A 15,037-nucleotide genomic window follows, 5' to 3' on the forward strand; every position below is an offset into this window, starting at 1 on the left:
TCTAAAAATCACTGGTCGTAACTGGTAATTTTAACTCGGAATATCCGATATGGTGTCAAATTGTACAATATCTTATCGATAAATTAATACTGCCATCACAATTCCTCATTAGAATTTACTTGTATGACTAATGATGAGGAGTGAGTGAATGGCGAATAAGTATAATGAAAAAAAAGGGAAAAAATCCAAGTCCAAGATCCCTGTTCTATTATTAACGGCTGCTTTTTGTTTTCAAGGCACAGATTCTGTTTTGGCAGCAAACAGCCTGGATGAATCAGCGATTGCTCCGCAAGAAGCAGCTTATGGGTATTACGTCGATAACTATGCAAAAAATGACAAGGCCAATATGACTCCTGATACAAACCCCTCGATTGGTGTGCTTTCCAAATTTCATGACATTTGGGAACCTGGGTCTTCCTGGGATAATGGCACCGTGTTGAATGCCGATATACATAATCAGAACATAGCGACATCCATCTCCATTACACAAAATCGCACAGATGAAGAAGCAAGGATGGCTTATTTGATCGATCGCCGTCATCAGAATTACAGTGCCATTGCAGGGCTCGGGCCTTATGCTGATAATTTCATTGCTGGTGCCAATGCTGGGACGACGATTCCGGACGAGATCCCGGAAGATGCGACAAGTGTTGGTTATGAAGATGGAAGCAACAGCAATGGTGTATGGGCTGATCAGGGTTCGAGTCTTGGAAGCATGGTCGAATTAATCGATAATATACGCTCGACTGGTGCATCGACATCGTCAGCCAAAGCTTATTATGCTTATAAACGGCCGTTCCGCTGGAGTGAGGAGGTCAGTGTGATACCGACACTTGTCCCAAGGATAAAGGACGATCCCAGCAGTGATGGCGGTTTCCCGAGCGGGCATACGAATGCAGGCTATCTTGCATCCTATGGTTTTGCTTATGCAGTTCCGGAGCGCTATGAAGAAATCATGACAAGGGCCTCTGAGATGGGGCATAGCAGGATCGTCGCAGGCATGCATTCCCCATTGGATGTCATGGGCGGCCGAGTGATGGCAACCGCTGTGGCGGCAGCTGCCCTGAATGATCCGGCCAACAAGAGTGTGAAGGAAGCTGCTTATGCGCAGGCACATGAAGTACTGCTTACACAAGAAGGTACATCTGAAGACAATTACAGTGACTATGAAACGAATAAGAAGAAATATACGGAGCGCCTGACATATGGTTTTGCGCAAACTGGCGACACCACGAAGCCAATGGTTGTGCCAAAAGGTGCAGAGGTCCTGCTTGAGACCCGTTTCCCATATTTGGATGATGCGCAGCGCCGCTGGGTGTTATATACAACAGGTTTGCCGTCCGGCTATCCGGTGCTGGATGATACAGAGGGCTGGGGAAGGCTGAATATGTTCGCTGCCGCGGGCGGATATGAAGCATTTGAGAATAATGTGTCAGTGACAATGGATGCTTCCAAGGGCGGCTTTCATGAAGCAGATACTTGGAAAAACGATATCAGCGGTACCGGGAAATTGACTAAATCAGGTGCGGGCTCCTTGACGCTTTCAGGGAATAATTCTTATTCTGGCGGCACCCTGCTGGAAGAAGGAACCTTAGTTGCGGATTCCGGGACTGCTTTTGGTGAAGGGAAAGTTGAAAATACAGAAGGTATCCTGAAAGAGAATGTTTCGAGTGTTGTGACGATCGGCAATGATTTTACCCAGTCCGAGGCGGGTACGCTTGAGCTTACGATCGGAAGTAAAGAAGATGTGCTTGATATCAATGGTCAGGCAGCATTTGGCGGGACCCTGAAGCTGAACTTTACAGATGGTTACGTCCCTGAAGCGGATACACCGATCATCTCCTACGATGAACTGGCGGATAAGAATGCCTTTTCCGCGGTTGAGATCACAGGTCTCCCGGATGAGTATGAGGTTGTCTATGAGGCAAATGCCATGTATGTCGTGAATACAGAAGAAGTGAAAGAAGAGGAAGAGAAGGAGAATGAACAGCCGGTCGTACCGCCGGCTGAAACAGGAGACGATAATCCGGCACCGGAATCGGGCAGCGATGACGGATCGGCAAACGATACGGTCAACGAGGAAGATCCGGGTAATACAACCGATGGGAAGGAAGACAGCAAGACGCCGGATGCTGCAGCTGACGGAAATGACGGCAAAACCACGGTTAAGCCGGATGATACGAATGATGAAGGGGAACATCAGGTTACGCCTGTGACTTCGAGCGAAACGAAAGAAGATGTGGTGAAGAACCCTAAAACCGGGGATGACACAAATATCCTTCTGTATGTCGGGTTGTTGGCGGCTTCCGCCATTGCAGCAGCAGCTGTTTTCTTGCAAAGAAAATTAAAAGGCAGAAACTAAACAAGGTCCCTTGCAGCGAAAAGGCAACTGCTGCCATGCAGCTGCAAGGGGCATCTTATCTGTATCGATAATAATTGATCGTAAAGGTATGGGCAGAGAATGAATAAAAATCAGAAGAAAAAAATGAGCTGGCTCCAAAAAATGGTTCTTCTCACTTGTTTGGCGTTTTTTCTGTTTTCCCTTATCAAATTAGGAACGATAGGCTTGGATTACGCTCAAAGTGAACAAGTGATGAGTGAAATCCAAGAGGAATATAAAGACAATCTTCGAAGCAGCAATACTGCAATTGCTGCACCCTCTGAGAATCAAGTTCGTCCGCAATTTAAATCCCTTTTACAGACCAATCCAGATATCGTCGGTTGGATTGCGATCAATGATACAAAAATAGATTACCCTATCTTGCAGGGTTCCGATAATAGTCATTATTTAGATCGGGATTACAAAGAAGCTGCATCCAAATCCGGCAGTATTTTCATGGATTATCGAAATGATGCATCATCCCTGGATAGACAAACGATCATTTACGGACATCAGATGAAGGATGGCTCGATGTTCGGGCAGCTGGATAAGTTCTTAGACAAGGATTTTTTCTCGCGGCATGAACAATTTCAATTCGATACGCTTTACGAAAGCTATAAGGTAGAGGTTTTCTCGGTATACGCAACGACCACTGATTTTAATTATATTGAAACGGATTTTACCAGCGAAGCCGAATATAAGGATTTCCTTGAGATAGTGAAGGGGAAATCAACCGTGCCGGCAGATGTCAAAGTAACGGAAAAGGATAACATCATCACCCTATCAACATGCAATGAATTACTGGATTCGGATGAAGGCAGATTGGTCCTGCACGGGAAATTGACAAAGATCGATTAAGAGGCCCCTTCCCAGTAAAGAGTTGATGATCAGCTAGGATTTACTCCTATCCTGTCTGTACTGTCTTGGCGTCATGCCATATTTCGCTTTGAAGAGCTTTGAAAAGTAACCTTGCCTTGTATAACCGACCTCTTCGGCAATTTGCTGCAGGGGCCAGTCCGTAGTCAAAAGCAGCAGGCGGGCTTGGTGCAGCCGATAAGCTGCCAAGTATTCGAGCGGTGTGCAATGATAGATTCGTTTCATGCATCTGGCCATATAATTTTCGTGTACGTGGAAATGCTTTGCCAAGGTGCTGTTTGTGATTGGATGGCTATAGTGCTGCTTGATGTACATTTCGATTCGCTCGGCCAGACGTAAGGTGGCTTGCTGCGGTGCTGGGTTATAGGAAAGATGCTGCAGCACCTGCATGAATAAATACTGTGTTTCCCAAAAAGCAAAGGAGCGCGGCTGGATGGTGGATTGCAGCAGATTTTCCACTGCATCAAACAGTACTTCGGGATAGGCCATCGGCTGATATTTCGGCAGATGCAAGGTGGTATTCGCTGTATGATAATGCAGGGATGGCATTGTTTCATGGGATGAAATAGGAGAGGAGGTCATTTGTTCCCTCCAAGCTGATGGGCTTTGCATATGCAGCCAATAGAATGTGGTATCAGCTGCACAGCGAGCCGTTGGGTAATGGAATTTCCCAGGCTCAAGGATCAATGCCTCGCCGGCGGAAACGTCCCATTGCAGTCCTTCTTCACCGATGTATAAAATGCCATTTTGGACGAGGATGATATCGAAGAATCCAAGATTCCTTCGTGCCGGGTGCCGCTGTCCTTTGCGAAAGGTCGTGCGGTCTCCTTCCACAAAGTAATGCAGAGGCGGAACGGCGAATGATAAGTAGGAAGTCTCCATTGCTGTGTCGCCACCTTTTGGGTGAAATAGTGTAAATCGAGGTTGAATCTGATACTATATCACTTCTATTTTAAATGTTAAGCTACCTCTTGAAAACGCTTAACAAGGGAGTGGGAAGATGGAAACCGCAAAAAGTCCTAAAGTGATGGTAGAGGATGCCTTTTGGTCGAATTATAAGAAACTCGTCGCAGAAAAGGTCATTCCCTATCAGTGGAAGGCGTTGAATGATCAGCTGTCCGGCACTGCCCCAAGCCATGCCATCGAAAATTTCCGCATAGCAGCAGGAGAAGCGGCTGGCGACTATTATGGCACAGTCTTCCAGGATAGCGATGTGGCCAAATGGCTGGAAACGGTAGCGTACAGTTTACGTCGCTTTCCGGATCCAGACTTGGAAAAAGCAGCCGATGATGTCATTTCGCTGATGGGCAGGGCACAAGCCGTAGATGGATATTTGAACACCTATTACATGCTCGTGGAGCCTGAAAATCGCTGGACGAATTTGCGGGACAATCATGAATTGTATTGTGCGGGTCATTTGATCGAAGCTGCGGTTGCCTATTATGAAACGACGGGAAAGCGTGCATTCCTTGCCATCGTGGAAAAGTATGTGAAGCTGATCCGGAATACGTTCGGAATCGAAGAGGGAAAGCTGCGAGGCTATCCAGGGCATCCGGAAATCGAGCTGGCCCTGCTTCGGTTATTTGATTTGACAGGGAATGCTGAGCATCTGGAGCTTGCTGCATATTTCATCCAACAGCGCGGACAGGAGCCGCATTATTTTGATATGGAAAAAGAGCGGCGCCGTAACTTGGATGCGGCGCCGACGTGGAATGACCGGCATACCAATTTCGGACTTGGATATGCCTATATGCAGGCACATCTTCCTGTGCGGCAGCAGACAGAAGCAGTTGGCCACGCCGTCCGGGCGATGTATTTATATGCAGCAATGGCCTATCTGGCGCGGCGGACAGATGATGCCCAGCTGCAAGCGGTATGTGATGCCTTATGGGAGGATGTGACAAACAGGAAGATGTATGTGACCGGGGGACTGGGCTCAGCTGTCAATGGCGAGGCGTTCACGGATCCGTATGACCTTCCCAATGACAGTATGTATTGTGAGACATGTGCATCTGTCGGATTGGTTTTCTGGGCGAAGCAGATGCTGCTGCTATCACCAGACAGGAAATATGCAGACGTGCTGGAACGGGCTATCTACAATGGGACGATCAGCGGGATGGACTTGGAGGGAGAACGATTTTTTTATGTGAACCCGCTGGAGGTGAATGCATATCAAGGCGGACGCAAGGATCAGGAGCATGTGAAGCAGGAGCGGCAAAAGTGGTTTGCCTGTGCTTGCTGTCCGCCGAATCTGGCTCGTCTGCTTGCATCCATCGAGGATTATGCATTTACGCAGACGGGGGACACCTTATATACACATCTTTATATGGCTGGAAGTGTGCAGACAAGGATCGATGAGCTGCCTGTTAAGCTGATGCAAAAGCATCATTATCCATGGGATGGCAGCATTACCGTGACGGTGGAAGGGACTGGGCAATTCAAGCTGGCGTTTCGTATACCTGGCTGGTGTGAGGGCGCGGCGGTCTCCATCAATGGGGAGGCTCTTGCGGCGGATGATCTGGTGGATGGTTATCTGGTGTTGGAGCGTATGTGGAAGCTCGGCGACAAGATCGAGCTGTTTCTGCCAATGCCGATTATGCGTGTATATAGCAATCCGGAGGTCGGGATGAATCAGGGGCAGGCTGCCTTGCAGCGGGGCCCTGTCGTCTATTGTATAGAAGAAAAGGATAATGGAAGCAATCTTTCTGGTCTCCGTCTCCCAAGAGAAAGCACTTTTACGATATCCTATAGGGAAGATTTGCTGAAGGGGGTAGTCAAGCTGGAAGCAGACGCATTTCGTATCGTTAAAACAGAGCATCTTTATCAGACAAGGACACCTGAAGCGGAGCGGGTCTCCATCCATGCTATTCCATATTTTGCATGGGGGAACCGGGGAACTGGCGAAATGCGGATTTGGATATATGAAAATGCGGAGTAAATGAAACAGAAAGCTGTCCCTCATCGGGGCAGCTTTCCGTCAAGATAATTTGAGGTCGAGTTCGTGAATATTTTCCAAAACGCGCTGGAAAGAAAATGCGCCGGGCGTTTTCGGGAGTTCACTATGCTCGTATGGCTCCCCGAGCAGGCGGAAGAACTTTTCAAACAAACCAGAAGCCAGGAACCCGATGAATTTCGTATGATGGACGTCCAGGCGGAAAGAATGTTCAATGTGTGCCGGAACATGCAGGAAATCTCCTTTTTCCAAATGGAATTCTTCTCCGTCCGCCCACATCGTCATCTTCCCTTCAAGGCATAGGAAACATTCCGTGTGCTTCTCATGATGATGCACTGGTACCGCTTCTCCCGCATAGCCTTCTGTCATGACAGCGAGATACTTTTTATCAGTGGTTGCTTGCGTAGCGAGAAAGGTAAATAGCTGATCGGCGGCCAGCATGCTTTCACCCGCACCTGATTCGACGACATATGGAACAGCGGCATCAGGAAGTTCTGCTGCTGTGATTTGCTTGGCAGCAATCAGCCCTTGCGGAGGATCAGTGACAATCCTGTAATCATGATCCAAATCGTGTAAGGCAGCAGCTGTGATAGAATCGGCTGCCTCACTGTGGGGCACCGTGTATGCATATGGTTCGGCAATATTGCGGTACATGTCTGCCATGCTGCCGTCGGTTGAGAACGAATAGAACCGCGTGCGATTACGCAGCGTTTTGTATTGATGTACAGTGCCAGCTGGCAGGTGAGCGTAATCCCCGGAAGCAAGCGTATGTATTTCATTATTGATTGTCAATTCCAGCAAACCGTCTATCACATAAATGGATTCATGCTGTTGGTCGTGCACGTGAAGGGGAGACGCTTCACCTTTACTGCCAGTGATCTGCACAAGGCTGAACAGGTTCCCTGTACTTGCAGCATCTGCAAGAATTTTAATAACCTGCTTGTTGATGATGTAGCATTCGCCCTCTTCATTGCGCAATAAATAGGCTTGTTTATTTTGGGGCGTTGTTTTCTGCTGGAGCGCAGTCATTTTTCTCTCCCTCTCTATTTTTGTATCTATAAATTATAAAAATATCATCATTCAGCCTGCAAGAGTAAAAAGTACTCTGATGAAGGTCTGGTATCAAAAATGAGCTGCCTCCCTAAAAGGAGTGCAGCTCATTCTCATATGTTTTCCATCAAACGCTTCGCAATACGTGCATAGTCATCCCGGTCGATGCCCGGAGCGAATTGCTCGGGCAGCTCCTCAAGGTCCGGGATCGGACCGCCCCTTGGCGCGCCTTGTTTCACGACGAGTTCACTGCCGTTCTCTGGATTCTTCCCTTTCCAGATTTTTCGGATGTCTGCATATTCGCCCATGTCGTTCCAGGTGAAAAGGATATTGCCAAGCCCTTGATTCTCGAATTTACGGGCATGATCGAATTTTGTATTGGATAGATCGGGGACAGGCACCATCTTTGAGACGTCTACTCCCGTTGCGATTTCCAGCGCTTTGGCATAAGCCAGCACATGTGTGCCGCCGCGTACGAGCAGATAGCCGATCATTTCCCGGGCTGTTTCATGCTCCGTCATTTCATAGACACGCATCTTATGCGTACGTGCGCCGCATTCCAGGAAGAAGTTATGGAGAAGGTCGAGCACGAGATTTCCGCTGGAAAAGACATTGTCCCCACTCCAGGCGCGACCCATGGAGTCGCCGGCCAAAGCTGTTTGGGCTGTAGCGATGAAGTGATATGTATTGCGGCTGTCCAGGCCTGTGCGCAGGGGCGTGGCATCTGGATCCCCGGTGTAAAATGTATTGCCGCGTGATAAAAGGTTTATTGTATTGGCCACCAGTTCCACGTGTCCGAATTCCTCTGCAGTGATACTTGCAACTAAGTCATAAAAAGGCTTCAGCTTCTTTTTATGGCGAAAGTTGAATGATTGATACATATAATTATTCAATGTGGACATCTCACCGAATTTTCCGCCAAGCAGTTCCTGCACAGCTGCAGCTGCGTTCGGGTCGCCATGCTCCGGGATGGGTAATTCAATTGCAAGTCTGTTTTCACGTTTGAACATCGGTTTGCCTCCTTATCCTTTTGGAATGACCCAAACGATTTGTGCAGTCCGGATGTGGAAAGGTGATCCTCCTGATTCGACGACAATATGATCCGGACGAACGGTGCTCAATCTGCCTGTAACGGATCCACGTACGGTCTCCACGATGATTTGCTTATTCCTGGCTCCTTGTAAGGTTTGGTAGATATATGGATCGACACTGCTGACATAGGTTGTTTGCTGAGGCTGGTTCATGCTGATCGCTCCTTTGATAGATAGAAACGATATACTGTATGCAGTTGATGGATGTCCTCATGCATAGGTGATGGATGCAGGCATCATTTTTTGCGGAATGTCGGCTCTGTGCTAAAATCATCTTAATGTGAAAAGGGGTGTCACGATGAAAATTGAAATATGGTCAGATTTTGTCTGTCCTTTCTGTTATATAGGGAAACGGAAGCTGGAGCTTGCTTTGGAACAATTCGAGCATAAGGACAGTGTGGAAATAGAATTCAAGAGCTTTGAGCTTGATCCGAATGCCGGGGTGTATGATGGGAAAAGCATCCATGAAGCGCTTGCTGAAAAATATGGCATGACGATCGGCCAGGCAAAGGTGAACAATATGCAAATCGGCCAGCACGCAGCCGAGGTCGGTCTTACATTCAACTTTGATGAAATGAAGCCGACAAATACATTGCATGCACATCGATTAGCTAAGTTTGCCGTGACAAAAGGCAAGGAGAAAGCAATCACCGAGAAACTTCTTCATGCATATTTCACAGAATCCAAGAATCTCAGTGAGAGAGAGACACTGCTTGATATTGCAGAAGCCTCAGGCTTGGACCGAAGCGAAGCAGGGTGGATCCTGGATGATGAATCCCTTCACCTGGATGAGGTAAGAGCCGATGAACAGCTGGCGCAGCAGTACGGGATCACAGGTGTCCCTTTCTTCATCTTCAATAATAAGTACACTATCTCGGGCGCACAGCCGATGGAGACATTCGTCGGTGCGCTGAATCAGGTATGGAAGGAAGAAAACGAACAGCCGAAGTTCCAGAATTTCGGTTCTGGTGATGTTGGTGTGTGCACAGATGATAATTGTTCCATCTGATATATGATGGGCCTGCAGATTTGCAGGTCTTTTTTTGTGCTTCCAAAAAGGGTATTTAAAGTGATGAGCCCTGTTAAACGGAAGATAAGGCATCATATTGGAGGATATCTAAGAACCGGCCGCTTATCTTCAGGTTGAGCAAAGTGAGCCATCTATATCCTGTTTAACTGCTGTCAGTGGCATTTTATCTTTCGGAGGATATACTGTAGCATTATAGAAGTGAGTTTCACACAGCGGCTGAACGGGTAGATGATAAAAGTTGTATTTCGTTCAGCAAAAATAAACAACCTCAGGTTGAAGGAGTGGTTGGTTGGAAACCGATATTAAGAAACCGTCTTTTATTTATGCATTGATGATGCTTTTATCAATAGTGGCAGTAGTATCCATAGGAATTTTGGCATTTGATGCACCGATTCAAATACTGATGTTCATCAGCATGCTAGTCATCATCCCTTATATGCTGGGGCTTGGATTTACGTATAAGCAAATCGAAAAATCCATGGCAAAAGCAATGGGAAGAGCATTGATGCCTGGTGTCATCCTTTTGACCGTCGGCATTTTAATCGGTGCATGGATAGCATCCGGAACAGTGCCAACACTGATTTATTATGGTGTGCAGGCAATTACACCGCAGTTCTTCTTAGTGACGACATTGCTGTTTTGCTCCCTGGTATCTGTTGCGACAGGCACCAGCTGGGGAACGGTCGGAACTGCAGGTGTTGCTATGATGGGTGTCGGTACGGCACTCGGCATTCCGGTTGGTCTGACAGGAGGGGCCATTGTCAGCGGAGCGTTTTTCGGTGATAAGATGTCTCCTTTATCCGATACGACTAACTTGGCACCCGCGGTAACAGGCGGGAATTTGTTCAAGCATATCAAGCATTTGCTTTGGACGACAGTTCCTTCTTATTTGATTACAGCTGCCATCTTTTTCTTCATTGGTTTGCGTTATCATGGAACAGGCGCCGATTCGGAGAGTGTCAATCAGCTGACGGCATACCTGGCGAATAATTTCCATTTGGGGATCATTCCATTGATCCCGATAGTTGTATTGATTGCATTGCTGGTCATGAAAAAACCTGCCATACCATCGATTTTTGCCGGAGCGGCGGTCGGCGGGCTGATTGCGATCTTTTATCAAGGATTCGGATTTGCTGAAACTTTAACCACTTTCTATAGCGGATATGCAGTGGAATCCGGTATTCCTGTTGTCGATGAATTGCTGATTCGCGGTGGCTTGACAAGTATGCTGGAATTGATTGCGCTATTCTTGTTTGCTCTCGGAGTCGGCGGTCTTTTGGCAGATGCGGGTGTGCTGGAAGCGCTGATTGCATCATTTGCGATGAAAATCAAACATACTGGTGTATTGACAGCAGTGACTATCATTGTAAGCTACGTAACCCTGGTGCTTGGAGGAACTGTTTACTTCTCGACAGTTATGGGCGGTACACTGATGAAGCCTATATTTGAACGGTTGAATCTTGAACCGGAAAACCTCTCGCGTATCTTGGAAGATACGGGTACGTTGAGTGCCCCGCTTGTCCCTTGGACCGGCGGCGGTATCTATACGGCCGGGGCCCTCGGTATCGCGACAGTCACGTATTTGCCATTCTGTTTCTTGGCCTTCATCACGCCGTTGTTTACCTTGCTTTATGGCGTGACCGGCTGGACTTTCAAGGAGAAAAAAGAAGCGAAGCAGAAGAAACCAAAAATGAAAATAGCAGAAGCTTGATAGCAGGAGAGCACTGCCCTGACAGGGTAGTGCTCTCTTTTTAATGCTTGATCGGAGGGATGGTCATTTTTCTATCCTTCAAATTGATGTGGAGCTTTTGCTGCTGGGAAATGGATGCGAAGAATACATTGTTGATTCCGATGATATTTTGCTCTGCCAGCTGTGTTCTTAACCATTCTTCATCCAATTGGAAATAGGCCAGTGTATCGTAGTGAATGACTCCATCCGATATGACTGGATAAGCAATGGAGGAGATGGGCTCCCGAAGTTTGAGATCTTCCCGGGTAACGGGCAGTTTGACAGTCTTTTTCAACACGCTCAGCGTACCGTTCGGTTCAATGACAGCAGTTTCTACATCGGATATATCAAATATGTCCTTTTGCCGCAGCATGAACAATATATTGTCTATGGAGTATTCGATTTTTCGCATATTATCATACAGAAAGGTTCCATCCTGGATCACGATAGTCGGATCGAGTGTAAGCAGTTTACCGATTTTACGGTTGGCTATCTTCCACTTTACGATTGCTTTTTGAAAAAGCCCGATAGCGATGACAGCAAAGGCTGTAGGGAGATGTTCAATGTTGGGATCAGCAATATCGGCACCGACCAGCGCTCCTAAAATGACGACAATCAGAAAATCGAATACTGGCATTTCCCCGATGGTGCGTTTTCCCATGAATAGTGTGACGATGAGCATCAGCGGTATGATAGTAATGATTCGGGATAGGACAATCAGATTATCATGTATGAGTTCAGGCATGAAGCTGCTCCTTTCTTATCATCCAGTCTTGCCAGCAGATGCTGCCGTCAAACCGATGCCTTGAATTTTTGAAACGAAAATGCAGTCAGCGCGTAAAAAGAGAAGAGGCGATCAACATGCAAAAGCAGGAAGTATTGTTCGATATGAAGGAATTGCAAAAGCAAGCTGCGATCCTGGCGCTAGGAATGCTGTTTGCGGCCACTTTTAGTTATCTTCTGATACATGGATTTGAATTTCATATAAGCTTATCTGGTATCGCAGTCATTTTTCTGCTCACAATCATCGGAATCATTCTGCATGAACTCCTGCATGGGGTTGGCTTTGTCGTGTTTGGACATGTGAAACCCAATCAGGTGAAATATGGATTTTCCATGAAAGACGGTGCCGCCTATGCGCATTGCATGACACCTATCACACTTAGGGCTTATCGCATGGCTTTGCTTTTACCCGTTATACTGACGGGGCTTGTTCCGCTGCTGTTTTCGTATATGACCGGGAATGGGATACTGCTGACTGTATCTGTGATCCTGACAGCTGGAGGGGTAGGTGATTGGATCATCTTCCGCAGCCTGACAAAGTATGAAGCCAGACAATTCGTGATGGACCATCCGACCGAGGTCGGTTATTTCATTTATACAGAGGCACCTGACTGATGGAAGGGAGAATACTGTGTGGTCGATCTTTTTCATTACTGGCTTTTCAATGATGATGCTGTACATAATGTTATTTTGACGCTGATTTATATTTGGATTTTGATCAATATCGGCAAGTGGGCAGTGGATAAGATCATTCCAGATAAGCAAGGCAAATCGTTTTGGGCACTCGCAGGTTTCCTGCTTGTCCATGCAGGGCTAGGGACGTTGCTGCTTTGGCTCTTGGGAGGGGATTTCTTCCAGGATTGGACGTTTACAGGATGGTTTTGGCATGATGTGACGCTGTGGATTTTAGTTGGTTTGTTTGTCGCATTATGCACGCTTTTTCTTGTGAGGGGGATTAGAAGGTTAAGTTCGATAAAGAAATTGATCAGCATGATCATTTTCCTGCTAGTTGGTGAATTTATCGTTGGTTCCTTCGTCATGACTGTGTTCCACGGAGCAGGCCGCTCGGTGACGATGAATCTTGATTCCCCAACAATCGTGGCGGAAGATGCCAATTTGGCCATCAATAAAATTCGGATGAAAATACCGAATGGGCATGAGAACGGTATCTCCTTGAGCGTTTCGCGCTTTGAGATCATAGCTGTGGATCTGGAATCGGGGGAGAGGGAGTGGAGCCGGAAATCCAGCTGGCAGGAATATGTTCTGGGGCTGACAGATGACGGTGTCATGGTCGTGAATGGGAAAGCCGAGGAGCTGTATTTCCTTGATCCAGCCACCGGGGAAGTCCGTCTTGAGGAAGAGGATTGGACAGAGACATATCCGGAACTTGCCGATAATCTGAGCTACGAGCAGGCTGATTATTATCTCGATGAAGGCGGCAGCATCTATTTATATGCATTGAACAGCAAGTATTATCGTATTGCCGACGGACGAATGACAGAGGATCCGGCTTATGGGAAAGAGTTACAGAAGGGATTTTTCGGTGACGGAGAAAACGGAGAGGCAGAAGAAGCCCAGCAGATCGTTCAGAAGCTGTACCCGGATTTGCTTGAGGCACAGCCGATCATCGGGACAAATAAAGATGGCAGTATGCTGCTGATGTACAAAGAAAAACGCAACCAGGATCAGATGATGATCGCACGTGTTTCAACTGGTGAATCCCGCGTGAGCTGGAAGTTAGCAGTCGATTATGATCATCAAGAGATCCCAGGCGAAAGCCCGGTTGGTGTCTTTTTTACGGAAGATGCTGCATGTATACAAGCTGCCGGCAAACTTTATAAAGTTTCCGAACAAGATGGTACCGTGGATTTCGTTTACCAGTATCGTTGGAATAAAAAGGAGGACATAATGGAAACTCCATAGTCCTGGAAGGAATTGACGATATCCTGAGGCATAACATCTTTTGAATCGGGGTATGGAAGAGTACGGCTCAAAAGAAGTTTTGCTGAAGGAGGCGTTTCATATGACCATAAAACCAATCGACACAGATTATATTGCCAAGGGCATTGGACCAAATGTTTCACCGGAGGCTTTCACGAATGATAAACGCAAGGTCTTCTTATTCGGCTCGCCGAGTTATACAAATATCGGTGATCAGGCAATTGCGTATAGCATCGAGAAATTCATCAAAAGCCGGTTCCCTTATTATGAATATATAGAAATCATGGACTATGCGACGGATGAAGGAATTGAATTTGTTAAAGGTATCATTCGTGAAGACGATATCGTCATGTTCACAGGCGGCGGTAATCTCGGAAGCTTGTATTTGGATATCGAAGAAGATCGCCGAAAGGTATTCGCTGCTTTCAAGGACTATAAGTCGATTTCCATGCCGCAGTCTGTGTTCTTCGAAGATAATGAACATGGCGAGCAGGAGAAAAAGAAAACACAGGAAGCCTATCATCAGAATAAGAACTTGGTGATTGCTGCCAGGGAATCGCAGACGCTGGATGTTGTAAGAAATACATTCGAGTCTGAGGTGATGTACACACCGGATATGGTGATGTCACTTGATATTGTCCCCCGTGAGCAGGAACGGGAGGGTGTCATGTTCTTCCTGAGGGCTGATAAAGAAAAGGTGATGGAAGAGAGCTTCGTTTCGGAGCTCATGGAGTGGGCGAAGAAGTTCGGGTCTGTCGACCGTACAGATACAGTCTTGGATGAGGATATTGTACCGACAATCGATTATGCGGACAGGGAAAAGCACTTCATCGAGATGCTGGATTTGATCAGCTCGAAGAAATTGATCATCACCGACCGCCTGCATGCGATGATTTTCTCCATCATCACGAAAACACCATGTCTTGTATTCGGAAACAGCTATGGAAAAGCGAAGCACTCTTACCGTGACTGGCTCGACTCCATCAATTTTGTGGAGTATACAGACTCCAAGGATGTGGGACTGCTGGAGAAAATGGTAGAGAAATTGATGGACACAGAGCCAAACGAGGTGGATCTGAGAAAAGACTTCAAACCGCTGGTGGATTTCCTCCGCAGCTGATAAGAAAGCTAGAATCTTATGATTCTAGCTTTTTTTATTGGGTATGCATATTCATTCCAAAAAAAATATTAATATACGGTTGTA

General features: G+C 46.8%; 13 protein-coding genes. 8 read left to right on the forward strand and 5 right to left on the reverse strand.

What is annotated here, in order from left to right; genetic code table 11:
- The first annotated feature begins 148 nt into the window (after positions 1-148).
- Both CHH53_RS17835 and srtB read left to right on the forward strand, forming a co-directional pair.
- Positions 149-2,362 (forward strand): phosphatase PAP2 family protein, encoded by a 2,214-nt coding sequence (locus CHH53_RS17835; RefSeq protein ID WP_095216210.1) that lies wholly within the window; start codon positions 149-151, stop codon positions 2,360-2,362.
- A gap of 99 nt (positions 2,363-2,461) precedes the next feature.
- Positions 2,462-3,238, forward strand: a complete 777-nt coding sequence (gene srtB / locus CHH53_RS11155; protein ID WP_095216211.1) for a class B sortase — start codon at positions 2,462-2,464, stop codon at positions 3,236-3,238.
- Positions 3,239-3,271: 33 nt separating this feature from the next.
- Here srtB and CHH53_RS11160 read toward each other — a convergent pair whose 3' ends face one another.
- Positions 3,272-4,138, reverse strand: a complete 867-nt coding sequence (locus tag CHH53_RS11160) for a helix-turn-helix transcriptional regulator (protein WP_095216212.1) — start codon at positions 4,136-4,138, stop codon at positions 3,272-3,274.
- Positions 4,139-4,256: 118 nt separating this feature from the next.
- On the opposite strand from CHH53_RS11160, the gene CHH53_RS11165 reads away from it, so the two are divergent.
- Positions 4,257-6,194 carry a glycoside hydrolase family 127 protein gene (locus tag CHH53_RS11165; protein ID WP_095216213.1) on the forward strand — a complete coding sequence of 646 codons (1,938 nt, stop codon included), beginning with the start codon at positions 4,257-4,259 and terminating at the stop codon, positions 6,192-6,194.
- Between the two features lie 39 nt (positions 6,195-6,233).
- On the opposite strand, the gene CHH53_RS11170 is transcribed toward CHH53_RS11165, so the two are convergent.
- The 3 genes from CHH53_RS11170 to CHH53_RS11180 all read right to left on the reverse strand — a co-directional run bounded on the left by CHH53_RS11170 (position 6,234) and on the right by CHH53_RS11180 (position 8,503).
- On the reverse strand, positions 6,234-7,238 hold the full coding sequence (locus CHH53_RS11170; RefSeq protein ID WP_095216214.1) for a quercetin 2,3-dioxygenase: 1,005 nt from the start codon (positions 7,236-7,238) through the stop codon (positions 6,234-6,236).
- Positions 7,239-7,372: 134 nt separating this feature from the next.
- On the reverse strand, positions 7,373-8,269 hold the full coding sequence (locus tag CHH53_RS11175; RefSeq protein WP_095216215.1) for a manganese catalase family protein: 897 nt from the start codon (positions 8,267-8,269) through the stop codon (positions 7,373-7,375).
- A gap of 12 nt (positions 8,270-8,281) precedes the next feature.
- Positions 8,282-8,503 carry a YuzF family protein gene (locus CHH53_RS11180; RefSeq protein WP_095216216.1) on the reverse strand — a complete coding sequence of 74 codons (222 nt, stop codon included), beginning with the start codon at positions 8,501-8,503 and terminating at the stop codon, positions 8,282-8,284.
- Positions 8,504-8,648: 145 nt separating this feature from the next.
- On the opposite strand from CHH53_RS11180, the gene CHH53_RS11185 reads away from it, so the two are divergent.
- Both CHH53_RS11185 and nhaC read left to right on the forward strand, forming a co-directional pair.
- Positions 8,649-9,359: a DsbA family oxidoreductase gene (locus CHH53_RS11185; protein WP_095216217.1), complete on the forward strand. Its 711-nt coding sequence runs from the start codon at positions 8,649-8,651 to the stop codon at positions 9,357-9,359.
- Positions 9,360-9,669: 310 nt separating this feature from the next.
- Positions 9,670-11,091: a Na+/H+ antiporter NhaC gene (nhaC, locus tag CHH53_RS11190; protein ID WP_233135047.1), complete on the forward strand. Its 1,422-nt coding sequence runs from the start codon at positions 9,670-9,672 to the stop codon at positions 11,089-11,091.
- A gap of 40 nt (positions 11,092-11,131) precedes the next feature.
- On the opposite strand, the gene CHH53_RS11195 is transcribed toward nhaC, so the two are convergent.
- Positions 11,132-11,854 (reverse strand): DUF421 domain-containing protein, encoded by a 723-nt coding sequence (locus tag CHH53_RS11195; RefSeq protein WP_095216218.1) that lies wholly within the window; start codon positions 11,852-11,854, stop codon positions 11,132-11,134.
- A gap of 116 nt (positions 11,855-11,970) precedes the next feature.
- Between CHH53_RS11195 and CHH53_RS11200 the strand changes: the two genes are divergently transcribed.
- The 3 genes from CHH53_RS11200 (at position 11,971) to CHH53_RS11210 (ending at position 14,953) form a co-directional block, all read left to right on the forward strand.
- Positions 11,971-12,507, forward strand: coding sequence for a DUF3267 domain-containing protein (locus tag CHH53_RS11200; RefSeq protein WP_158221546.1), 537 nt, complete (start codon positions 11,971-11,973; stop codon positions 12,505-12,507).
- 18 nt (positions 12,508-12,525) lie between these two features.
- Positions 12,526-13,815: a PA2928 family protein gene (locus CHH53_RS11205; protein ID WP_095216220.1), complete on the forward strand. Its 1,290-nt coding sequence runs from the start codon at positions 12,526-12,528 to the stop codon at positions 13,813-13,815.
- A 100-nt stretch (positions 13,816-13,915) separates the two neighbouring features.
- A complete protein-coding gene (locus CHH53_RS11210; RefSeq protein ID WP_095216221.1) occupies positions 13,916-14,953 on the forward strand; it encodes a polysaccharide pyruvyl transferase family protein in 1,038 nt (345 codons plus the stop codon).
- The last annotated feature ends 84 nt before the right edge of the window (positions 14,954-15,037 follow it).

Origin of the sequence: Terribacillus sp. 7520-G, from assembly GCF_002271665.1 — a bacterium.
Taxonomy (GTDB): domain Bacteria; phylum Bacillota; class Bacilli; order Bacillales; family Amphibacillaceae; genus Terribacillus.

Excerpts from the sequence above, each read along its gene's own strand:
- CHH53_RS11180 (WP_095216216.1), bottom strand. The coding sequence starts at position 8,503 with ATGAACCAGCCTCAGCAAACAACCTATGTCAGCAGTGTCGATCCATAT.
- CHH53_RS17835 (WP_095216210.1), top strand. The coding sequence starts at position 149 with ATGGCGAATAAGTATAATGAAAAAAAAGGGAAAAAATCCAAGTCCAAG.
- CHH53_RS11185 (WP_095216217.1), top strand. The coding sequence starts at position 8,649 with ATGAAAATTGAAATATGGTCAGATTTTGTCTGTCCTTTCTGTTATATA.
- CHH53_RS11160 (WP_095216212.1), bottom strand. The coding sequence starts at position 4,138 with ATGGAGACTTCCTACTTATCATTCGCCGTTCCGCCTCTGCATTACTTT.
- CHH53_RS11200 (WP_158221546.1), top strand. The coding sequence starts at position 11,971 with ATGCAAAAGCAGGAAGTATTGTTCGATATGAAGGAATTGCAAAAGCAA.
- srtB (WP_095216211.1), top strand. The coding sequence starts at position 2,462 with ATGAATAAAAATCAGAAGAAAAAAATGAGCTGGCTCCAAAAAATGGTT.
- CHH53_RS11210 (WP_095216221.1), top strand. The coding sequence starts at position 13,916 with ATGACCATAAAACCAATCGACACAGATTATATTGCCAAGGGCATTGGA.
- CHH53_RS11165 (WP_095216213.1), top strand. The coding sequence starts at position 4,257 with ATGGAAACCGCAAAAAGTCCTAAAGTGATGGTAGAGGATGCCTTTTGG.
- CHH53_RS11195 (WP_095216218.1), bottom strand. The coding sequence starts at position 11,854 with ATGCCTGAACTCATACATGATAATCTGATTGTCCTATCCCGAATCATT.
- CHH53_RS11170 (WP_095216214.1), bottom strand. The coding sequence starts at position 7,238 with ATGACTGCGCTCCAGCAGAAAACAACGCCCCAAAATAAACAAGCCTAT.
- CHH53_RS11175 (WP_095216215.1), bottom strand. The coding sequence starts at position 8,269 with ATGTTCAAACGTGAAAACAGACTTGCAATTGAATTACCCATCCCGGAG.